The following is an 18,180-nucleotide window of genomic DNA, read 5'->3' as shown; positions in this document are numbered from 1 at the left end:
CGCGCGTGGTCGCCCACGTTTCCGGGAATTTCCTGCCGGCGCTTTGCGGCACCGGCAGGAAGTCCTTGTACGCGCATTCCGACGTAGCCGGAGGTCGGAAACCTCCGGTACGTCGTTGGGGAGCGCTTATGGGCCTACGGACAGGTTGGCCTGGACGGTCACGCCCTGCTGGATCAGCGAGGAGAAACCGCTGTTCTGCGCAACCGTCATGATGCCGGCCGCCGACTGTCCAACACTGGTCATGTTGCTGGACATGTTGAACGTGCCTGCATCGGCGACGTTCGAACCACCAGCACCGCCGGCACCGCCGACTGCACCGTTGCCCACGCCACCTTCGCCGGTACCACCGTTGCCAGTCCCTCCAGCACCGCCGGCGCCGCCTGCGGCACCTGCTGCACCGACGGCACCGTCACCGGCAGTGGCCGAGCCATTGCTTGCGCTGGCATCGGCATCGCCGTTGGTGGCTGCGCCACCGCCGCCGCCGGAACCGGCAGATGCGGTAACCGTGCCGCTCGCGCCGCCGTCACCGGCAGTTGCACCCGAAGTACCGGTGCCTGCGCCGGAAGTTGCGGACGAGGTCGAGGTCGAGGTCGACGTTGCGGTGGACGAACCGCCCGCGCCGCCTGCGCCGCCCGTGCCAGTGCCGCCGGCACCGCCTGCACCACCGTTGTCGTCGCCATCACCGCCAGCGCCGCCACCGTTGCCGCCGTCGTTACCGCCGCCACCGCCACCGCCGCCGCCGTCACTGCCGCCGGCAAGCGCGCCGGAGCCAGAGCCGGAACCGGAGCCGGCCAGGCTGGCACCGCCAGCATCGCCGCTGTCGTTGTCGGCATCGCCGCCGCGACCACTGGTGTTATCCCAGGTGTCGCCGCCACGGCCGCCACGACCTGCCGTTGCATCACCGATGCTGGCATCGCCGGAGTTCGCGCTGCCGTTCTCGGCACTGCCACCGCTGCCGCCGCTGCCGCCGTCGCCGCCGTCGCCGCCGTCGCCGCCGTTGCCGCCGTAGCCGTCGCCACCGTAGCCCTTGCCACCGTAGCCATCACCACCGGAACCGCCCTTCCCACCGTTGGCGCCGCCGAAATTCTTGGCGACGTTGCCGATGTCATGAGCGCCCACGTCGTAGACCGAGCCTTCAAGCTTGGTCAGTGCGACGATGTGGCTGGAGGTCTTGGAGAAGGTGCTCGAATCGGTATAGCTGTTGGTTGCCGTACCGCTGCTTGCGGCCGAGGCCGAGCCTGCGGCTGCTCCGGAATCGCCGTTGTTTGCGGTGCTGCTGTCGCTGTCGTTGTCCTGGCTGTTATCGGTGGCGGTGATGTTGGCGAGGATGTCATCGCCGCCATTGCCATCACCGTTCGTCTGTTGTGCCCAGGCCTGGCTGGTAAGACCAAGTCCCAGGAGCACTGCCGTTGCCATCAAGCTGCTACGAATGCGCATTGTTGTTCTCCTTTACGGTACGTCGATTGGCACCCGGGGGAGGCACCGGTAAACGACGCATGGAACTACACGCACAGGTGGTGCCAAGCTTCGTTCAGGTACGGCAAGTGATTGATCGACAATGCGATTCCAACTGAACAAAAAGGGGTGGGCTGGAGATCGGGGCAAGCACACCCGCAGAACGGCCCAAGGTGTTGCAAATTTGAAACCGGCTTCCTCGACGGACTTGATGTTCTTCGCCATTGGCACGGCGCAAACCATTGATCAGCGGTCCTCGCAAAGCGGGGACCGCATATTCAGCAAAGCATTGCGAAACTGAAACGCCTGCCTTTACAGCCATCTTTCAAAAGCCGGATTCCCGTTTCCACTCAACGTGTTGAATCGGGAATCTGCTGTTCTTCTGGCGTTTCGCACTGGCAACGCACGGATAAATATCCGGATCAGTCGTCGCCGCTGCTCACACCGCGCTCACGCCGGGCGGCGTCGCGAACGGCACGCAGGCGCTCGAGCTTCTCGCGCAGCTTGATCTCCAGGCCGCGGTCGACCGGCTGGTAATACACGCGCTCTCCCATCGCATCGGGGAAGCCGGTCTGGTCCAGCGCGATGCCGCCTTCGGCGTCGTGGTCGTACTGGTAACCCTTGGAGTAACCGAGCTGCTTCATCAGCTTGGTCGGCGCGTTGCGCAGGTGCAGCGGCACGTCCTGTGTTCCGTACTCGCTGACGTCTCGCTTGGCCGCATTGAACGCGGCATAGCCGGCATTCGACTTGGCGGTGCTGGCCAGGTACAGCGTCAACTGCGCGAACGCCAGCTCGCCCTCGGGACTGCCCAGGCGTTCGAACGTGTCCCAGGCATCGAGCGCCATCTGCAACGCACGCGGGTCGGCCAGGCCGATGTCCTCGACCGCCATGCGTGTGAGACGACGTGCGAGGTACGACGGATCGCAACCGCCATCGAGCATGCGCGTGAGCCAGTACAACGCGGCATCGGGATTGGAACTGCGCACCGACTTGTGCAGCGCCGAGATCTGGTCGTAGAACTGCTCGCCGCCCTTGTCGAAGCGGCGCGTACGGTCTGCCAGCACCTGCGCCAGCGTGCTCGCGGTAACCTCTCCGCCTTCGCCCTCGGCCAGTTCGGCGGCAATCTCCAGCAACGTCAATCCGCGACGGACATCGCCGTCGGCGGCGCGCGCGATCTGTTCCAGTGCCTCGTCGTCGACCTTGAGCCCACGCCCGCCAAGACCGCGCTCGTCGTCGGCCAGTGCCTGCCGCAGTGCCAGGCGGATGTCTTCCACCGAGACTGCTTCCATCACGTGCACGCGGCAACGCGAGAGCAGCGCCGAGTTCAACTCGAAGGACGGATTCTCGGTGGTGGCGCCGATGAAGAGGATCGTGCCGCGCTCGATGTGCGGCAGGAACGCGTCCTGTTGCGCCTTGTTGAAGCGATGTACCTCATCGACGAACAGGACCGTGCGGTGGCCTTCGCCAAATCGCACCGCCGCCTCGGCCAGGACCTGCCGCACTTCCGGCAGCCCCGACAACACCGCCGAGATCGCGCGGAACTCTGCATCGGCGTACTTGGCCAGCAACAGTGCCAGCGTCGTTTTCCCGCAACCCGGCGGCCCCCAGAGCACCATCGAATGCACGCGTCCGGATTCGATCGCGCGACGCAACGCCGACTTCGGAGCAAGCAGCCGCTTTTGCCCGACCATCTCGTCGAGCGTGCGCGGGCGCATGCGCTCCGCCAGCGGGCGCATGGCATCACGATCGACATGGAGCAGGTCGTCGCCCGCGGACAGACCGGGAGCGGAGTTTCGGGGGGAACTTTGCCGGACCACGTGTTGGCAACCTTGCCGGGGACACGCACACAATACCAAGACGGGCGTTGGCGGCCGTAGCCGAGGTTTTCAGCGCCAACGATCTCGCAGCTTCAGCGACCGGCCACGGGCGGCATGGCGGTGTCAGGTGCTTCACCCAGGTCGTAGTGCAGCTGCAGCCATTGGCCGCTGCGCCGGTCGTAGAAGGCGGCGATGCGGATCTTGCTGCTGCCATCGCGGGCGAAGTCGGCCAGGCCCCAGGCGTCGATCAGCAGGTAGTTCTGGCCGGTCTCGACCGATTCGATGCGATCGAGCTGCAGGCGTATCGACGCGAACGCCAGGTCCGCGCGCAGCGCCTGCACCAGGCGATCGTCGAGCTGCTGCACCACTGCCGTGTCGTTGGGCACAGGACGCGCCTCTTCGCCGACTCCCAGCACCAGCTCCGGCGCTGCGGCCTGTCCCAGCAGCACGTCGTACTGGGTGCGGAATGCGAAGCCGATCCACGCCAAGTCGCCGGCAAAGCGCATCCGCCCTTCCCCACTGATCGCACGCCGGCCGGCATCGCCGGGCTGGTCGTCGATTGCGCCGAAGCGGGCCTCGACGGCACGGCCATCGAACTGCGCGGCCAGAGCCCCGACCACGACGCCGGCCACGGCTTTCTCGAGCGCCGGCCGGTCGCTTGCGCGTGACTGGACAGCGGGCGATGCGGAGTCCAGCACGGGGCGAGGCAACGCCCGCGTCGCCGGAGCGGTCGCGCCCGGTTCCACGGCAGACGCCACAGGCGAGTGCGCCAGCAACAGCACGAGCCCCCATGTCCAGCAAGTAGGCATTGATTCGGGGCAGGCTCCTGCGGCCGGCAATGGCGTCGCTGCCACCCTATGAAACGAAAAGGCCTGCCGAAGCAGGCCTTTTGCCGGAGATCGTGGCGGCTCAGCCGCCGCCGATCACGTCCACGCCCTTGGGCGGCGTGTAGCGGAAGGTGCCGGCGGCAAAGGCCGGGTTGCGCTTCCAGCCGCTGAAGCTGATCTCAGTGCGCTGGCCCAGCGCGTCGACCACGTGCATCTTGGCCAGGCCGCTCGGGCCGAAACCCAGGCGGGCGGAACGGAAGCCAGAGTCACTATCGCCCTTGGGCGTCAGCGACAGCCATTCCAGGCCCGAGTCCGCACCAATTTCCCTGACCTTGAACTGCGCGTCCAGGCGGCTCGGATCGATCAAGGCCGACAGCGGGCTGTTCTGCTCTTCCTCGCCCTGCGGGCGCACAGTGACCTGCTGCAGGTCGGGTTCGTGCACCCAGACCTTCTTGCCGTCGGCGACGATCAGCTGCGGATACGGCTTGACGTACTCCCAGCGGAACAGCCGCGGCGCCGACAGTGCCACCTGCCCGCTCGAGGTCTCCTTGAGCTTGCCGCTGGGGTCGTAGACCTCTTGGGTGAACTGCCCGCTCAGGCCTTTGAGGCCCTTGGTGAACGTGTTGAGGTCGTCACGCGCGCCGGCGAAGGCGCTCGAAGCGGCCAGCGCGGCAATGAGGCCGGTCAGATGGATGAAGCGCATGGAAGTCCCTGGGTGAAGTGGCGGCATCGCGCGATGGGCGCAGTGTGCCGCCGAAAAGATGAATGGAGGCACGACCGCCCCGCGGAGACCCTACTTGGGCGGCGGCGGGGCCAGCACGCTGCGGTCGCCGTTGTGCTCGGGCGGCGTGACCACACCGGCCATTTCCATCGCCTCGATCAGGCGCGCGGCGCGGTTGTAGCCGATCTTCAGGCGGCGTTGCACGCCCGAGATCGAGGCGCGGCGGGTCTCGGTGACGATCCGCACCGCCTCGTCGTAGAGCGGATCGGATTCGTCGCCGCCACCGCCGCCGCTTTCCGGCAGGCCGGTCGCGCCGACAACGATGCCATCGCCCATGGTCTGCACTTCGTCAAGCACACCCTGGATGTAATCAGGGCCGCCACCGACCTGCTTGAGGTGTTCGACCACGCGATGCACTTCCTCGTCGGAGACGAAGGCGCCGTGGACGCGCTCGGGCATCGCCGTGCCCGGCGGCAGGTACAGCATATCGCCATGGCCGAGCAGCGTTTCCGCGCCGGACTGGTCGAGGATGGTGCGCGAGTCGATCTTGCTCGATACCTGGAAGGCGATGCGCGTGGGGATGTTGGCCTTGATCAGGCCGGTGATCACGTCCACCGACGGACGCTGCGTGGCCAGGATCAGGTGGATGCCGGCGGCGCGCGCCTTCTGCGCCAGGCGGGCGATGAGCTCTTCGACCTTCTTGCCGACGATCATCATCATGTCGGCGAATTCGTCGATGAAGATGACGATGAAGGGCAACGTCTCCAGCGGCTGCGGCGCCTCGCCCAGTTCGGCGTTCGGCTTGAACAGCGGATCCATCATCGGCTGGCCCGCTTCCTCCGCATCCTTGACCTTCTTGTTGAAGCCGGCCAGGTTGCGCACGCCCACCGCCGACATCAGCTTGTAGCGGCGCTCCATCTCGGCCACGCACCAGCGCAGGCCGTTGGCGGCCTCCTTCATGTCGGTGACGACCGGCGCGAGCAGGTGCGGGATGCCCTGGTAAACCGACAGCTCAAGCATCTTCGGGTCGATCATCAGCATCCGCAGATCCTTCGCGGACGCCTTGTACAGCAGCGACAGCACCATCGCATTGACCGCGACCGACTTGCCCGAACCGGTGGTACCGGCCACCAGCAGGTGCGGCATGCGCGCCAGGTCGGCCACTGTCGGGCGGCCGGCGATGTCCTTGCCCAGCGCCAGCGTCAACGGGCTGGTCGACTTGTCGTATTCCTTCGAGCGCAGCAGCTCCGACAGGAAGATCATCTCGCGCGACGTGTTCGGCGTTTCCAGGCCGACCACCGACTTGCCCGGGATCACGTCGACCACACGCACCGACTTCACCGACAGGCCGCGGGCGATGTCCTTGTCGAGCGAGCTGATCTGACTGACCTTCACGCCCGGCGCCGGCTCCAGCTCGAAGCGCGTGATCACCGGGCCCGGATAGGCACCGACCACCTGCGCATCGATGCGGAAGTCCTTGAGCTTGAACTCGATCTGGCGCGACAGCGTTTCCAGTGTCTCTTCGCTGTAGCCCTTGGGCTGCGGCTTGGGATCGTCGAGCAGTGCCAGCGGCGGGATGCCGGTGCCGTCGCCGACGTGGAACAGCGGGATCTGCTGCTCGCGCTTTGCGCGCTCGCTCTTCTCGACCACGGGAGCCGCAGGCGGTTCGATCTTCACCGGGGCGCGCTTGGCGCGAAGCTCCGTGTCGACCTTGCGTGCTTCCTCGCGCTCCTCGCGGAAGGCGCGGGTCTGCTGCCACTCGGTCGCCTGCTTCTCGCCCTGGCGGAACAACTTGCTGACCGTCGGGCCAAGCGCCAGCACCCACTGGCCGATCTTGTCCATCACCGCGAACCACGACAGACCCGTGGCCAGCGTGACCGACACCAGCAGCAACGCCAGCAGGAACAGGTTTCCGCCTACTGGCCCGAAACCGAGATAAAGCGATTTGCCGACCAGTCGCCCGAGCATGCCGCCGCTGCCGGCGGAGAACGAGTCCGGCGACGCCACACGCAGGTGCAGCAGGCCGGTGGCGGCCACCAGGAAGCCGACGATGCCGATCAGTCGCAGCGCAGGGCCCAGGTCGGCATCACCATCGCCGTCCTCGTCCATGCCGAACAAGGCGATCCAGGCGACCGCGCCGAGCATCAGCGGCAGCAGGAAGGCGACATAGCCGCACAGGTAAAGGAGGATGTCGGCCGTGAACGCACCCACCCGCCCGCCGACGTTGTGCAGCGGCGCGGTGATGCTGCCGGCGTGCGACCAGCCCGGGTCCTGCGGCGAGAACGTCACCAGGCTGGCAAGCAGGTACAGCAGCACGGGCGCGATGATGATCAGCGCGATATCGCGCATGAGACGTTGCCGCCGCGGCGAAGGCGGCAGCTTTTCGGCCGTGACTTTCTTGCGGCTGGCTGTGGACGCTTGCGCCACCGTGATGTTCTGCCTTAGCTAGATACTGTTAGTTGTTGAATATACGCCAGAAAAGACGCCAAATGCGAGCCAACGGCACGGTTCTGACCCAAAAGATCCTAACCGAAGCCTCCGGCGCCGACAGGGACAGCCCGCCACAAACGAAACGGGGAGCGCCAGTCACCCGGCCCTCCCCGTTCGATATCGCGATCTGGCGTGGCTTTAGAGCTTCATGTCCAGCAGCGCCGGGTGCACCAGCTTGCCGCCTTCGACGTTGATGCCGCGCACCAGCGCCTGGTTCTGGCGCCAGCCATCGCCCGAGGCCAGCTTGTTGACCCACGGCAGGATCGCCGCGCAGATCGCCTGCGAGCTGGTCTGCGGCACGGCGCCGGGCATGTTGGTCACGCAGAAGTGGGTCACGCCCTCTTCGACGTAGGTCGGCTCCTTCCAGGTGGTCGGGCGCGAGGTCTCGAAGCAGCCGCCCTGGTCGATCGAGATGTCGACCACCACGCTGCCGTCCTGCATGCCCTTGAGCATCTCGCGGGTCAGCACGTGCGGGGCGCGGGCACCGGTGACCAGCACCGCGCCGACGACGAGGTCGGCCGAGGCCACTTCGCGCGCGACGACGTCGGCGTACGGATAGAGGGTCGTGACGTTGTTGCCCAGGCGCATCATCTGGTCCATGCGGTCCTGGCGCATTTCGAACACGACCACATTCGAGCCACCGGCCGCGGCCAGCGCCGCCGAGGCGCTGCCGGCCTGGCCGGCACCGAACACGACGACCTTGCCACGCTCGGTCGACGGCAGGCCGCCGAGCAGCTTGCCCTTGCCGCCTTCGGGCTGGTGCAGCAGGTGCGTGCCGACCTGGACCGCGATCTTGCCGGCGATGACCGACATCGGCGCCAGCAGCGGCAGGTCGCCGTTGGGCAGTTCGACGGTCTCGAAGGCGATACCGGTCAGGCCGATGTCGAGCAGCTGCTTCGTCAGTTCCGGCTCAGCCGCCAGGTGCAGGTAGCAGAACAGCAGGTGGTCCTTGCGCAGGTGCTTGAGGTCGCCGGCGATCGGCTCCTTCACCTTCACGATCAGCTGGCCCTTCTCGTAGAGCTGCGCGGCGTCGGCGGCGATCTTCACGCCCAGCTGCGTGTACTGCTCGTCGGTGAAGCCCGACTTGACGCCAGCATCCTTCTCGAGCCAGACCTCGTGGCCGCGCTTGACCAGGTCGCCGGCGGCAGCCGGAACGAGCGCAACGCGCCCTTCGAGGGTCTTGGTTTCCTTGGGAACGCCGATCCGCATGTCTCTACCTTCTTGAAATGTTGATGCAAGTGTTGAACCCCCCGCGCGGGCATGCGCGGGCGATTGCGAGGGGAATGACGCAAAAAAGCGCCGCATGTGCGGCGCGTACCGCTATTGTCCTTCACAAGCCAGACAGGGCTCACGGCGCAGTGCAACATTGCGTCCATGCAGCTCGCCTTGTTTTGCCGGGATGCCGCCTCCAAGCTATGGCTTCGACGACCCGACACACGCTGGCGTATGGCTGCAACCTCGCCTACGCCCCTTAATCCATTAGCCCGCGATTATACCAATGACCCCATCGAAGCACTCCCGCGTCATCATCCTCGGCTCCGGCCCGGCCGGCTGGACCGCGGCCGTTTACGCTGCGCGCGCCAATCTCAAGCCGCTGGTGATCACCGGCCTGCAGATGGGCGGCCAGTTGATGACGACCACGGAGGTCGACAACTGGCCCGGAGACGCCCACGGGCTGATGGGCCCGGACCTGATGGCGCGCATGCAGGCGCACGCAGAGCGTTTCGACACCGAAGTGGTGTTCGACCATGTTCATACCGCCGACCTTTCCTCACGCCCGTTCAGGCTCGTCGGCGATAGCGGCGAATACACCTGTGACGCCCTGATCATTTCCACCGGCGCGACCGCGAAGTACCTGGGCCTGCCCTCGGAAGAGATGTTCAAGGGCCGCGGCGTGTCGGCCTGCGCCACCTGCGACGGCTTCTTCTACAAGGAGCAGGACGTGGCGGTCATCGGCGGCGGCAACACCGCGGTCGAAGAAGCGCTGTACCTGTCCAACATCGCCCGCAAGGTTTACCTGGTGCACCGTCGCGACACGCTACGCGCCGAGAAGATCATGCAGGACAAGCTGTTCGCGAAAATCCAGTCCGGCAAGATCGAGCCGATCTGGCACCACGAGGTCGACGAAGTTCTCGGCAACGATGCCGGAGTGACCGGCCTGCGCGTGAAGTCGGTGCAGGACGGCTCGACCCGCGAAGTGCTGATCCACGGTCTGTTCGTCGCCATCGGCCACACCCCGAACACCTCTCTGTTCGAAGGCCAGCTGGCGATGAAGAACGGCTACATCACCATCCGCACCGGACTGGAAGGCAACTCGACGCTGACCTCGGTGCCGGGCGTGTTCGCCGCCGGCGATGTCGCCGACCAGGTCTATCGCCAGGCCATCACCTCCGCGGGCTTCGGCTGCATGGCCGCGCTGGATGCGGAGAAGTTCCTGGACAAGGAAGGTTGATGTCGAAGGGCGGGGCTCTGGTCGTTTCCATCCCCGCTCCTGCATGACCGCGCCACGCATCATCACCGCGTTGTCGGACATCCCTGCTTCGCAATGGGATGCCCTGCACGATGGCAGCAATCCGTTCGTCAGCCATGCCTTCCTCAGCGGGCTTGAACAGCATGGCTGCCTGCGCGCGCAATGGGGCTGGACGCCGCAACACCTGACGCTGTGGGAAGGCACGGAACTCGTCGCCGCCGCTCCGGCCTACCTGAAGGAGAACTCGCACGGCGAGTTCGTCTTCGATCACGCATGGGCACATGCCTATGCACAGCACGGGCTCGAGTACTTCCCCAAGTGGCTGTGCGCGGTGCCCTACTCGCCTGTCACCGGACCGCGCCTGCTCGCCCGGGATGTCGATCGCCGCTCCGAACTCGCAATGACGTTGGCGAAACTGTGCGCTGGCAATGCGCTGTCGTCAGTGCACGTCAATTTCCATCGCGACGACGAGGATCCCGTGTTCGACCGCGACTGGCTGTCGCGGGTCGACGTGCAATACCACTGGCGCAATGATCGCGACTGGAAGACCTTCGACGACTACCTGGCCGCGTTCGACCACAAGCACCGCAAGAACATCCGCCAGGAGCGGGCCAAGGTCGCCCGTGCCGGCGTGACGTTCCGGGTGGTCGAAGGTCGCGACGCCAGCGAAGACGACCTCGCGGCAATGCACGGCTTCTACCTGCAGACGTTCGCCGACTACGGCAACCACCCGGCACTGACGCTCGACTTCCTGCGCCACCTGGCGCGCGCGATTCCGGACTCGCTGGTGATGTTCCTGGCGATGCGCGACGACCGTCCGATCGCCGGCGCGTTGTGCCTGCGCGGCGGCGACACCCTGTATGGCCGCTATTGGGGCGCCAGCGAGACGGCACCGGGCCTGCACTTCGAGACCTGCTACTACCGGGGCATCGACTACTGCCTGGCGAACGGACTGACCCGCTTCGAGCCCGGCGCCCAGGGCGAGCACAAGCTCGCGCGCGGCTTCCTGCCGACGATCGTGCGCAGCCGGCACTGGCTGGCGGACGAGCAGTTCCGCGCGGCATTGCGGGACTGGTGCGCGCAGGAGTCGGACGCGGTGCGCAGGTATGCGGCGACCCTGGTCGGGCACTCGCCGTTCAAGGACTGACGCTGTCGTCGCGGCCGCGGCGGATGCATCATCGCCACCATGACCGCCCTGCCCGCGCTGCTCCCAGACGATCCCGAAGCGCCTTTCCCGCCCGTGGAGCAGGCACTGCGCCAGCCTGATGGCCTGCTCGCGGTCGGCGGTGACCTCTCGCCGGCGCGCCTGCTCAACGCCTACCGGCACGGCATCTTCCCCTGGTATTCGCAGGGCCAGCCGATCCTGTGGTGGAGTCCGGATCCGCGCACGGTATTCGCCACCGATGCCGTGAAGCTGTCGTCGAAGTTCCGCCGCGGCCTGCGCCACAGCGACTGGACGGTGCGCGCCGACACCGCCTTCGACGAAGTCGTCGAGGTCTGCGCGCGGATCCGACGACCCGGCCAGCGCGGCACGTGGATCACCCGGGAAATGCAGGTCGCCTATCGCCGCCTGCATGCACTCGGTCACGCGCACTCGTTCGAAGTGTTCGCCGGCGAGCAGCTGGTCGGCGGCATCTACGGCGTGGCGGTGGGCCGGATGTTCTACGGCGAAAGCATGTTCAGCACGATGTCCGGCGGCTCCAAGGTCGCCCTCGCAGCGCTGGCCCGCCATCTGAACGAATGGGGCTGGCCCCTGATCGACGCCCAGGTCGAGAACCCGCACCTGATCAGCCTGGGTGCCCGGTCCTGGCCGCGACAGGCCTTTGTCGCGCGGGTAGCCGAGATGGCGGCGCTGGAGGGCCTGCCTGGCCGCTGGAGCGCCCGCGTGGGCGACTGGCCGGCGTGCCGGCTGGCCGATCCGCTGCCCCATTTAACCGTTTTTTTGCAACGGCGGCCCGCGCATGGCAAAATACGGGGCTTCGTTCCGTCCCTCATCCTGAGGCACGGGCGCTCCACGCATTTCAGGAACCACATGGCAAAAGACGACGTGATCGAATTCGAGGGCACGGTGGCGGAAACTCTTCCGAACACCATGTTCCGGGTGCGCCTCGAAAACGGGCACGAGATCATTGCCCACATCTCCGGCCGCATGCGCAAGAACTACATCCGCATCCTGACCGGCGACAAGGTGAAGGTCGAAATGACCCCGTACGACCTGACCAAGGGTCGTATCACTTACCGCATGAAGTAATCAGCGGTAAGCCATTGATTGAAAAAGGCGGCCATTGGCCGCCTTTTTTGTTGCCTTCCCTCTCCCACGAGGGGAGAGGGAGACCTGCTTACACCGTCGCCGGGAGCAGCTTCTCCGGCTCGGCCTGCGCCTCGACCACCAGCTCGTCGTCCTTGACGTCGATGCTGACGCGGCCGCCGTTGACCAGCTTGCCGAACAGCAGCTCGTCCGCCAGCGGGCGCTTGATCTTGTCCTGGATCACGCGGGCCATCGGACGCGCACCCATCAGCGGGTCGAAGCCGTGCTGGGCCAGCCAGTCACGCGCGGTCGGCGTCGCCGACAGCGTCACGTCCTTGTCGTGCAGCTGCGCCTCCAGCTCGATCAGGAACTTGTCGACCACGCGCAGGATGTGCTCGAAGCCCAGCGCCTGGAACTGCACGACCGCATCGAGGCGGTTGCGGAATTCCGGAGTGAAGCTGCGGCGGATCACTTCCATCGCGTCGGTCGAATGATCCTGCTGGGTGAAGCCAATCGTGCGCCGCGACGCCTGCGCCGCGCCGGCGTTGGTGGTCATCACCAGGATCACGTTCTTGAAGTTGGCCTCGCGACCGTTGGTGTCGGTCAGCACGCCGCGGTCCATCACCTGCAACAGGATGTTGAAGATGTCCGGGTGCGCCTTCTCGACCTCGTCCAGCAGCAGCACGCAGTGCGGCGTCTTGACGATCTTCTCGGTCAGCAGGCCGCCCTGGTCGAAGCCGACGTAACCCGGGGGCGCACCGATCAGGCGGCTGACCGAATGCGGTTCCATGTACTCCGACATGTCGAAGCGCACCAGCTCGATGCCCAGCTGCAGCGCGAGCTGCTTGGTGACCTCGGTCTTGCCGACACCGGTGGGACCGGCGAACAGGAAGTTGCCGATCGGCTTGTCCGGATTGCCCAGGCCCGAGCGGGCGAGCTTGATGGCGGATGTCAGCGTGTCGATCGCCGGATCCTGGCCGAAGATCACCATCTTCAGGTTGCGCTCGAGGTTGCGCAGCACGTCCTTGTCGGAGGCGCTGACCTGCTTGGTCGGGATCCGCGCCATCTTGGCGACGATCGTCTCGATCTCCTCGACGTCGATCAGGCTCTTGCGGATGTCCAGCGCGAGCAGTCGCTGCCGGGCGCCGGCCTCGTCGATCACGTCGATGGCCTTGTCGGGCAGCAGGCGGTCGCCGATGTGCTTGACCGACAGGTCCACGGCGGCCTGCAGCGCGTCGTCGGCGTAAGTCACGCCGTGGTGCGCCTCGTACTTGGGCTTGAGCCCCTGCAGGATCTCGTAGGCCTCGCCTACCGTCGGCTCGACGATGTCGATCTTCTGGAAGCGCCGCGCCAGTGCCCGATCCTTCTCGAAGATGCCGCGGTATTCCTGGAACGTGGTCGAGCCGATGCAGCGCAGGTCGCCCGACGCCAGCGCCGGCTTGATCAGGTTGCTTGCATCCATCGTGCCGCCGCTGGCACTGCCGGCGCCGATGATGGTGTGGATCTCGTCGATGAAGAGGACCGCTTCCGGCAGCTTCTTCAGCTGTGTCAGCACCGCCTTCAGGCGCTTCTCGAAGTCGCCGCGGTACTTGGTGCCGGCCACCAGCGCGCCCAGGTCGAGGGCATAGATGGTGGCGTCGGCGAGCACGTCGGGGACGTCGCCGTCGACGATGCGCTTGGCCAGGCCCTCGGCGATCGCGGTCTTGCCGACGCCGGCCTCGCCCACGTACAGCGGGTTGTTCTTGCGGCGGCGGCACAGCACCTGGATGGTGCGCTCGACTTCGTCGGCGCGGCCGACCAGCGGGTCGATCTTGCCTTCGCGGGCGAGCTGGTTGAGGTTGACCGCGAACTCGGCCAGGGCGTCACCCTTGCCTTCGCCCTCGCCTTCGCCCGAGGGCGACTCGCCCTCTTCCTGCGAACGCGCGGATTCCTCGCCACCCTGCTTGGCGATGCCATGGGAGATGTAATTGACGACGTCGAGGCGGGCGACGTCCTGCTGGTTGAGGAAGTAGACCGCGTGCGAGTCCTTCTCGCCAAAGATCGCCACCAGCACATTGGCGCCGGTGACTTCCTTCTTGCCAGAGGACTGGACGTGATAGACGGCACGCTGGAGCACGCGCTGGAAACCCAGGGTCGGCTGCGTGTCGCGGTCGACATCTTCGGGCAGCACCGACACCGAAGTGGCGATGGCTTGTTCCAGGTCCGTGCGCAGGCGCGGGAAGTCGACCCCGCACGCCTTCAGTACGGCTTCGGCGGACGGGTTGTCGAGCAGCGCCAGCAGCAGGTGTTCGACCGTCATGTACTCATGGCGCGCCTCGCGGGCGCGCTTGTAGCACTGGCCGATGCTGTATTCGAGATCCTTGCTGAACATGGGGCGAGAGCCTCCGGAAACTACTGCCGTCCTAGATGGGGGTGGGACCGGCGAATTCCATGCCGCCTGCAAGGCCCGCCGCAAGTCCCTTCCTTCCTGGCCTTGGACCGGCCCTGGCAGCGGCTGGTTCCACGCTTCTTACTGGTCGAGACGTGCTAAGCAGAACTTTTAGGCCTTTTCCATCGTGCACAGCAAGGGGTGTTGGTTGAGCCTTGAAAATTCGTTCACCTGCGCCACCTTGGATTCTGCAACCTCGCGAGTGAAAACCCCGCACACACCGCGGCCGCGGGTATGCACGTGCAGCATGATCTGGGTGGCTTTTTCGGCATTCATGGCGAAAAAGCGCATCAGCACCTCGACCACGAAGTCCATCGGGGTGTAGTCGTCGTTCAGCAGCATGACGGAATACAGGGGCGGGCGGGCCACCTCGGGCTTGCCGGTTTCCACCAGCACGCCGTGGTGTTGTTCGTGTTCGGTCTGTTTGGCCATGGCCGAATTATAGGGCCCGGGCCGCTGCCGGTCGTGGACGCCCATGCCCGGGCGCCGGCACAATGCCGCCCATTCCCCGCTTTCATCAGTCCAGGAGCCAAACCCGATGCGTCTGCTTGCTGCGATGCTGATCGCACTGTCGTCGCTACCGGCCCTGGCCGCCGACACCGGCGTGTCCACCGGTGAAACGCAGCATTCCGCCGCCGACCCTCTGATCGCCCGCCAGTTGGACAGCCTGGACTACCGCTACGAGGTGGACGAGGACGGCGACTACAAGTTGACCTTCGACGTCGACGACAAGCGCAGCCAACTGGCCTACATCCTCTCGGCGACGGAAAAGTTCGGCAACCTGCAGGTTCGCGAGATCTGGTCGCCGGCGTATCGCGCCTCCTCGACCCAGTTCCCGATCGATGTCGCCAATCGCCTGCTCGAGGACAGCCAGACGAGCAAGCTCGGCGCGTGGGTCAAGCAGGGCAACATGGCCGTGTTCGTCGTCAAGATCGCGGCCGACGCCGCGGCCGAAGAGCTGGACGATGCGCTGGACTTCGTCCTGCGCTCAGCCGACCAGATGGAAGCGGCCCTGACCCAGGGCAAGGACGAATTCTGAGATGAGCTACCGCGAAGGCAGGTTCTGGCAACCCGATGTGACCGTGGCCACGGTGGTGGTCGACGGCGGTCGGCTGCTCATGGTCGAGGAGTCGGTCGGTGGCCGGCTGGTGCTCAACCAGCCGGCCGGGCACCTGGAGCCGGACGAGAGCCTGCACGAGGCCGCGCTGCGGGAAACGCTCGAGGAGACCGGCTGGGATGTCCGCCTCACCGCGTTCGTCGGTGCCTACCAGTGGAAGGCACCGGACAACGGCGACGGCCGCGGCGGACGCCATTACCTGCGTTTCGCCTTTGCCGCCGAACCGGTCAGGCACGATCCTGCGCGCCCGCTGGACGACGGCATCGTCCGCGCGGTCTGGATGACGCCCAGCGAGCTGCAGGCGGCCCAGCAGCGCCACCGCAGCCCTCTGGTGTGGCGGGCAGCCGCGGACTTCCTGGCGGGGCACAGGCACCCGCTGGAGCTGGCCCAGCACCTGGCATGAGCAGCCGTGGGCAAGCTGACATGAGCACGCTGACATGAGTGCGGTGCAGACAAGAACCATCGTCGGCATGTCCGGGGGCGTTGACTCCTCGGTGGCCGCATTGCACCTGCGCGATGCCGGCGAACCGATCGCCGGCTTGTTCATGCAGAACTGGGCCGACGACGGCAGCGGCGACTGCCGCGCCGAGGACGATCGCCGCGATGCGGTCGCGGTCAGCGGCCGGCTCGGCATCCAGATCCATTTCCGCGATTTCTCCGGCGAGTACTGGGCAGGCGTGTTCGAGCACTTCCTGGCCGAATACGCCGCCGGACGCACGCCCAACCCCGACGTGCTGTGCAACCGCGAGATCAAGTTCAAGCATTTCCTCGACGCCGCCCGCGACCTGGGCGCGCAGTACATCGCCACCGGCCACTACGCCCGGGTCGAGGAATCCGCCGGCCGCCACCTGCTGCTGCGTGCGGTGGATCGCAGCAAGGACCAGAGCTATTTCCTGCACCAGCTCGGCCAGGCGCAGCTGGCGGCGACCCGTTTCCCGCTGGGCGGACTGATCAAGCGCGACGTGCGGCAAATGGCACTCGACGCCGGCCTGCCCACCGCAGCCAAGAAGGACTCCACCGGCATCTGCTTCATCGGCGAGCGCGATTTCCGCGAGTTCCTCGGTCGCTACCTGCCGGCACGCGAAGGCGAGATGCGCACACCGGACGGTCAGGTGATCGGCCGCCATTCCGGCGTGTTCTATTTCACCCTCGGCCAGCGCGAAGGTCTCAACATCGGCGGCGTGCGTGGCTTCGAGGCGGCGCCGTGGTACGTGGTCGGCAAGGATGTCGCCGGCAATGTCCTCTACGTCGACCAGGGCGCCGACAGCCCCTGGCTGCAGTCACACACACTGTGGTCGGAACCGGCGCACTGGATCGCCGGCGCGCCGCCCTCGGCCCGCTTCACCTGCACCGCGCAGACGCGCTATCGCCAGCATGACGAGGCCTGCGAAGTGAGCGTGCGTGAGGACGGCACACTGGAAGTCCGCTTCGCCCGCCCCCAACGTGCGGTAACGCCGGGACAGTCCCTGGTCCTCTATGACGGCGACGTCTGCCTGGGTGGCGCTGTCATTGCCACCACCGATGCACCGCTGGAAGAACGATTGAAGGCTCAAGCTGCATGAATCAAAGCAACTCCATGTCCACCCGTGTGCTGGCGCTGGCCGGCCTGGTGCAGGCCCTGGCGCAGGTGCGGCGCGTGGCCGACACCGGCCAGGCCAACGCCGCCATCCTCGGCACCGCGATGGATTCGGTTTTCCGGATCGATTCGCCCTCGCCCGCGGCCATCTACGGAGGCATCGAGGCCGTGCGCCCGGGGCTGACGCTGCTGCGCGACTATTTCAGCAACCAGCAGCGCGACGAGCAGCTGCCGCGCCTGGTGCTGGCGGTACTGCAGCTGGAGCGTCGCTTCGTCCGCGACGATGACATGGCCCAGCGCGTGCAGGCCGGCATCCGGGCGCAGGCGGGCAACGCCGAGCGCAGTGGCAGCAGCCATCCGGACGTGATGAACGCCCTCGGCAGCCTGTATGCCGAAACCCTGAGCCACCTGCGTCCGCGCGTGCTGGTGCAGGGCAATCCGCACTACCTCGGCCAGGCCACGGTGGTGGCCGAAGTGCGGGCGATCCTGCTCGCCGCGGTGCGCTCGGCGGTGCTCTGGCGCCAGTGCGGCGGCAGCCTGTGGGACTTCCTGTTGCGCAGGCGCGAGTTGCTGTCGGCGGTCAAGGACCACCTGGCCTGAATCCCCCCTGGCAGGAGCGAGCTTGCTCGCGAAAGCTGGCCACCTCCAGGTCGCGAGCAAGCTCGCTCCTACGCCGGCGGAAGGTGCGCCCCGCCGCTCTGCCCCCAGGCCCAGCACACCGCCGCGATCAACGCGAGCGCGAGCATCCAGCGCAGCGTCTGTTCGACGCGATCCGTCCCCTTGTGCGTCTTCATGTTGTCCCCCTGACTGCGCGCGATGAAACGACAGTGCGCGACGCAAGTCCTTGACTGTTGTCACGCACTGGACGCTTCGGGTCGGCCAGCTTCGGGGTTAGCGATGGACGGCACAGTCTTTGTCAGCTTCCGTGTGCGTTTGCGGCTGCGGCTGCGGAGAGGCGTCGTCCGCCGGGCCGGGGATTGCTCCGCCCCTTAGTCAGACATCCTGTCTGATGCGGGGCGCGGGACATCCAT

At 66.4% G+C, this 18,180-nt stretch carries 16 protein-coding genes and 1 pseudogene; 8 read left to right on the top strand and 9 right to left on the bottom strand.

What is annotated here, in order from left to right:
* Positions 1-126: 126 nt before the first annotated feature.
* The 6 genes from AC3A3Q_RS14410 to ald all read right to left on the bottom strand — a co-directional run bounded on the left by AC3A3Q_RS14410 (position 127) and on the right by ald (position 8,519).
* Positions 127-1,437 (bottom strand): hypothetical protein, encoded by a 1,311-nt coding sequence (locus tag AC3A3Q_RS14410; RefSeq protein ID WP_487586891.1) that lies wholly within the window; start codon positions 1,435-1,437, stop codon positions 127-129.
* 440 nt (positions 1,438-1,877) lie between these two features.
* Complete coding sequence (locus tag AC3A3Q_RS14405; RefSeq protein ID WP_487586890.1) at positions 1,878-3,191, bottom strand: replication-associated recombination protein A; 1,314 nt, start codon at positions 3,189-3,191, stop codon at positions 1,878-1,880.
* Positions 3,192-3,364: 173 nt separating this feature from the next.
* Positions 3,365-3,970 carry a hypothetical protein gene (locus tag AC3A3Q_RS14400; protein WP_487586889.1) on the bottom strand — a complete coding sequence of 202 codons (606 nt, stop codon included), beginning with the start codon at positions 3,968-3,970 and terminating at the stop codon, positions 3,365-3,367.
* A gap of 211 nt (positions 3,971-4,181) precedes the next feature.
* On the bottom strand, positions 4,182-4,802 hold the full coding sequence (lolA, locus tag AC3A3Q_RS14395) for an outer membrane lipoprotein periplasmic chaperone LolA (RefSeq protein WP_487586888.1): 621 nt from the start codon (positions 4,800-4,802) through the stop codon (positions 4,182-4,184).
* Positions 4,803-4,892: 90 nt separating this feature from the next.
* The gene (locus AC3A3Q_RS14390) at positions 4,893-7,247 is read right to left on the bottom strand and encodes a DNA translocase FtsK (RefSeq protein ID WP_245156911.1); all 2,355 of its coding nucleotides are present in this window, start codon (positions 7,245-7,247) and stop codon (positions 4,893-4,895) included.
* Positions 7,248-7,448: 201 nt separating this feature from the next.
* Positions 7,449-8,519 carry an alanine dehydrogenase gene (gene ald, locus AC3A3Q_RS14385; protein ID WP_487586887.1) on the bottom strand — a complete coding sequence of 357 codons (1,071 nt, stop codon included), beginning with the start codon at positions 8,517-8,519 and terminating at the stop codon, positions 7,449-7,451.
* Between the two features lie 289 nt (positions 8,520-8,808).
* Between ald and trxB the strand changes: the two genes are divergently transcribed.
* The 4 genes and pseudogenes from trxB (at position 8,809) to infA (ending at position 12,031) form a co-directional block, all read left to right on the top strand.
* On the top strand, positions 8,809-9,762 hold the full coding sequence (gene trxB, locus AC3A3Q_RS14380) for a thioredoxin-disulfide reductase (RefSeq protein WP_487586886.1): 954 nt from the start codon (positions 8,809-8,811) through the stop codon (positions 9,760-9,762).
* Positions 9,763-9,805: 43 nt separating this feature from the next.
* Positions 9,806-10,927 (top strand): GNAT family N-acetyltransferase, encoded by a 1,122-nt coding sequence (locus AC3A3Q_RS14375; protein WP_487586885.1) that lies wholly within the window; start codon positions 9,806-9,808, stop codon positions 10,925-10,927.
* A 39-nt stretch (positions 10,928-10,966) separates the two neighbouring features.
* Positions 10,967-11,698: pseudogene (aat, locus tag AC3A3Q_RS14370) on the top strand (leucyl/phenylalanyl-tRNA--protein transferase); the annotation flags it as partial.
* Between the two features lie 114 nt (positions 11,699-11,812).
* Entirely contained in the window at positions 11,813-12,031 is a 219-nt protein-coding gene (infA, locus tag AC3A3Q_RS14365; RefSeq protein WP_031372296.1) for a translation initiation factor IF-1, read from the top strand.
* A gap of 88 nt (positions 12,032-12,119) precedes the next feature.
* Here the strand turns inward: infA and clpA are convergent, their stop codons facing one another.
* A complete protein-coding gene (gene clpA, locus AC3A3Q_RS14360) occupies positions 12,120-14,399 on the bottom strand; it encodes an ATP-dependent Clp protease ATP-binding subunit ClpA (protein ID WP_487586884.1) in 2,280 nt (759 codons plus the stop codon).
* Positions 14,400-14,567: 168 nt separating this feature from the next.
* On the bottom strand, positions 14,568-14,888 hold the full coding sequence (clpS, locus tag AC3A3Q_RS14355; protein ID WP_487586883.1) for an ATP-dependent Clp protease adapter ClpS: 321 nt from the start codon (positions 14,886-14,888) through the stop codon (positions 14,568-14,570).
* A 106-nt stretch (positions 14,889-14,994) separates the two neighbouring features.
* Between clpS and AC3A3Q_RS14350 the strand changes: the two genes are divergently transcribed.
* Genes AC3A3Q_RS14350 through hflD form a run of 4 tightly spaced genes read left to right on the top strand, consistent with a single transcriptional unit; the run spans position 14,995 to position 17,749 of the window.
* A complete protein-coding gene (locus tag AC3A3Q_RS14350) occupies positions 14,995-15,495 on the top strand; it encodes a hypothetical protein (protein ID WP_487586882.1) in 501 nt (166 codons plus the stop codon).
* A gap of 1 nt (position 15,496) precedes the next feature.
* On the top strand, positions 15,497-15,976 hold the full coding sequence (locus AC3A3Q_RS14345) for an NUDIX hydrolase (protein WP_200605144.1): 480 nt from the start codon (positions 15,497-15,499) through the stop codon (positions 15,974-15,976).
* Positions 15,977-16,010: 34 nt separating this feature from the next.
* The gene (mnmA, locus tag AC3A3Q_RS14340) at positions 16,011-17,135 is read left to right on the top strand and encodes a tRNA 2-thiouridine(34) synthase MnmA (RefSeq protein ID WP_487586881.1); all 1,125 of its coding nucleotides are present in this window, start codon (positions 16,011-16,013) and stop codon (positions 17,133-17,135) included.
* A gap of 14 nt (positions 17,136-17,149) precedes the next feature.
* The gene (gene hflD, locus AC3A3Q_RS14335; protein ID WP_487586880.1) at positions 17,150-17,749 is read left to right on the top strand and encodes a high frequency lysogenization protein HflD; all 600 of its coding nucleotides are present in this window, start codon (positions 17,150-17,152) and stop codon (positions 17,747-17,749) included.
* A gap of 68 nt (positions 17,750-17,817) precedes the next feature.
* On the opposite strand, the gene AC3A3Q_RS14330 is transcribed toward hflD, so the two are convergent.
* Complete coding sequence (locus tag AC3A3Q_RS14330; RefSeq protein ID WP_487586879.1) at positions 17,818-17,943, bottom strand: hypothetical protein; 126 nt, start codon at positions 17,941-17,943, stop codon at positions 17,818-17,820.
* Positions 17,944-18,180 lie beyond the last annotated feature (237 nt).

It is taken from the genome of Lysobacter sp. Soil_C_59 (assembly GCF_057656415.1).
Note: the sequence above shows the minus strand (reverse complement) of the source record. Positions and strands in the feature narration are given on the sequence as shown.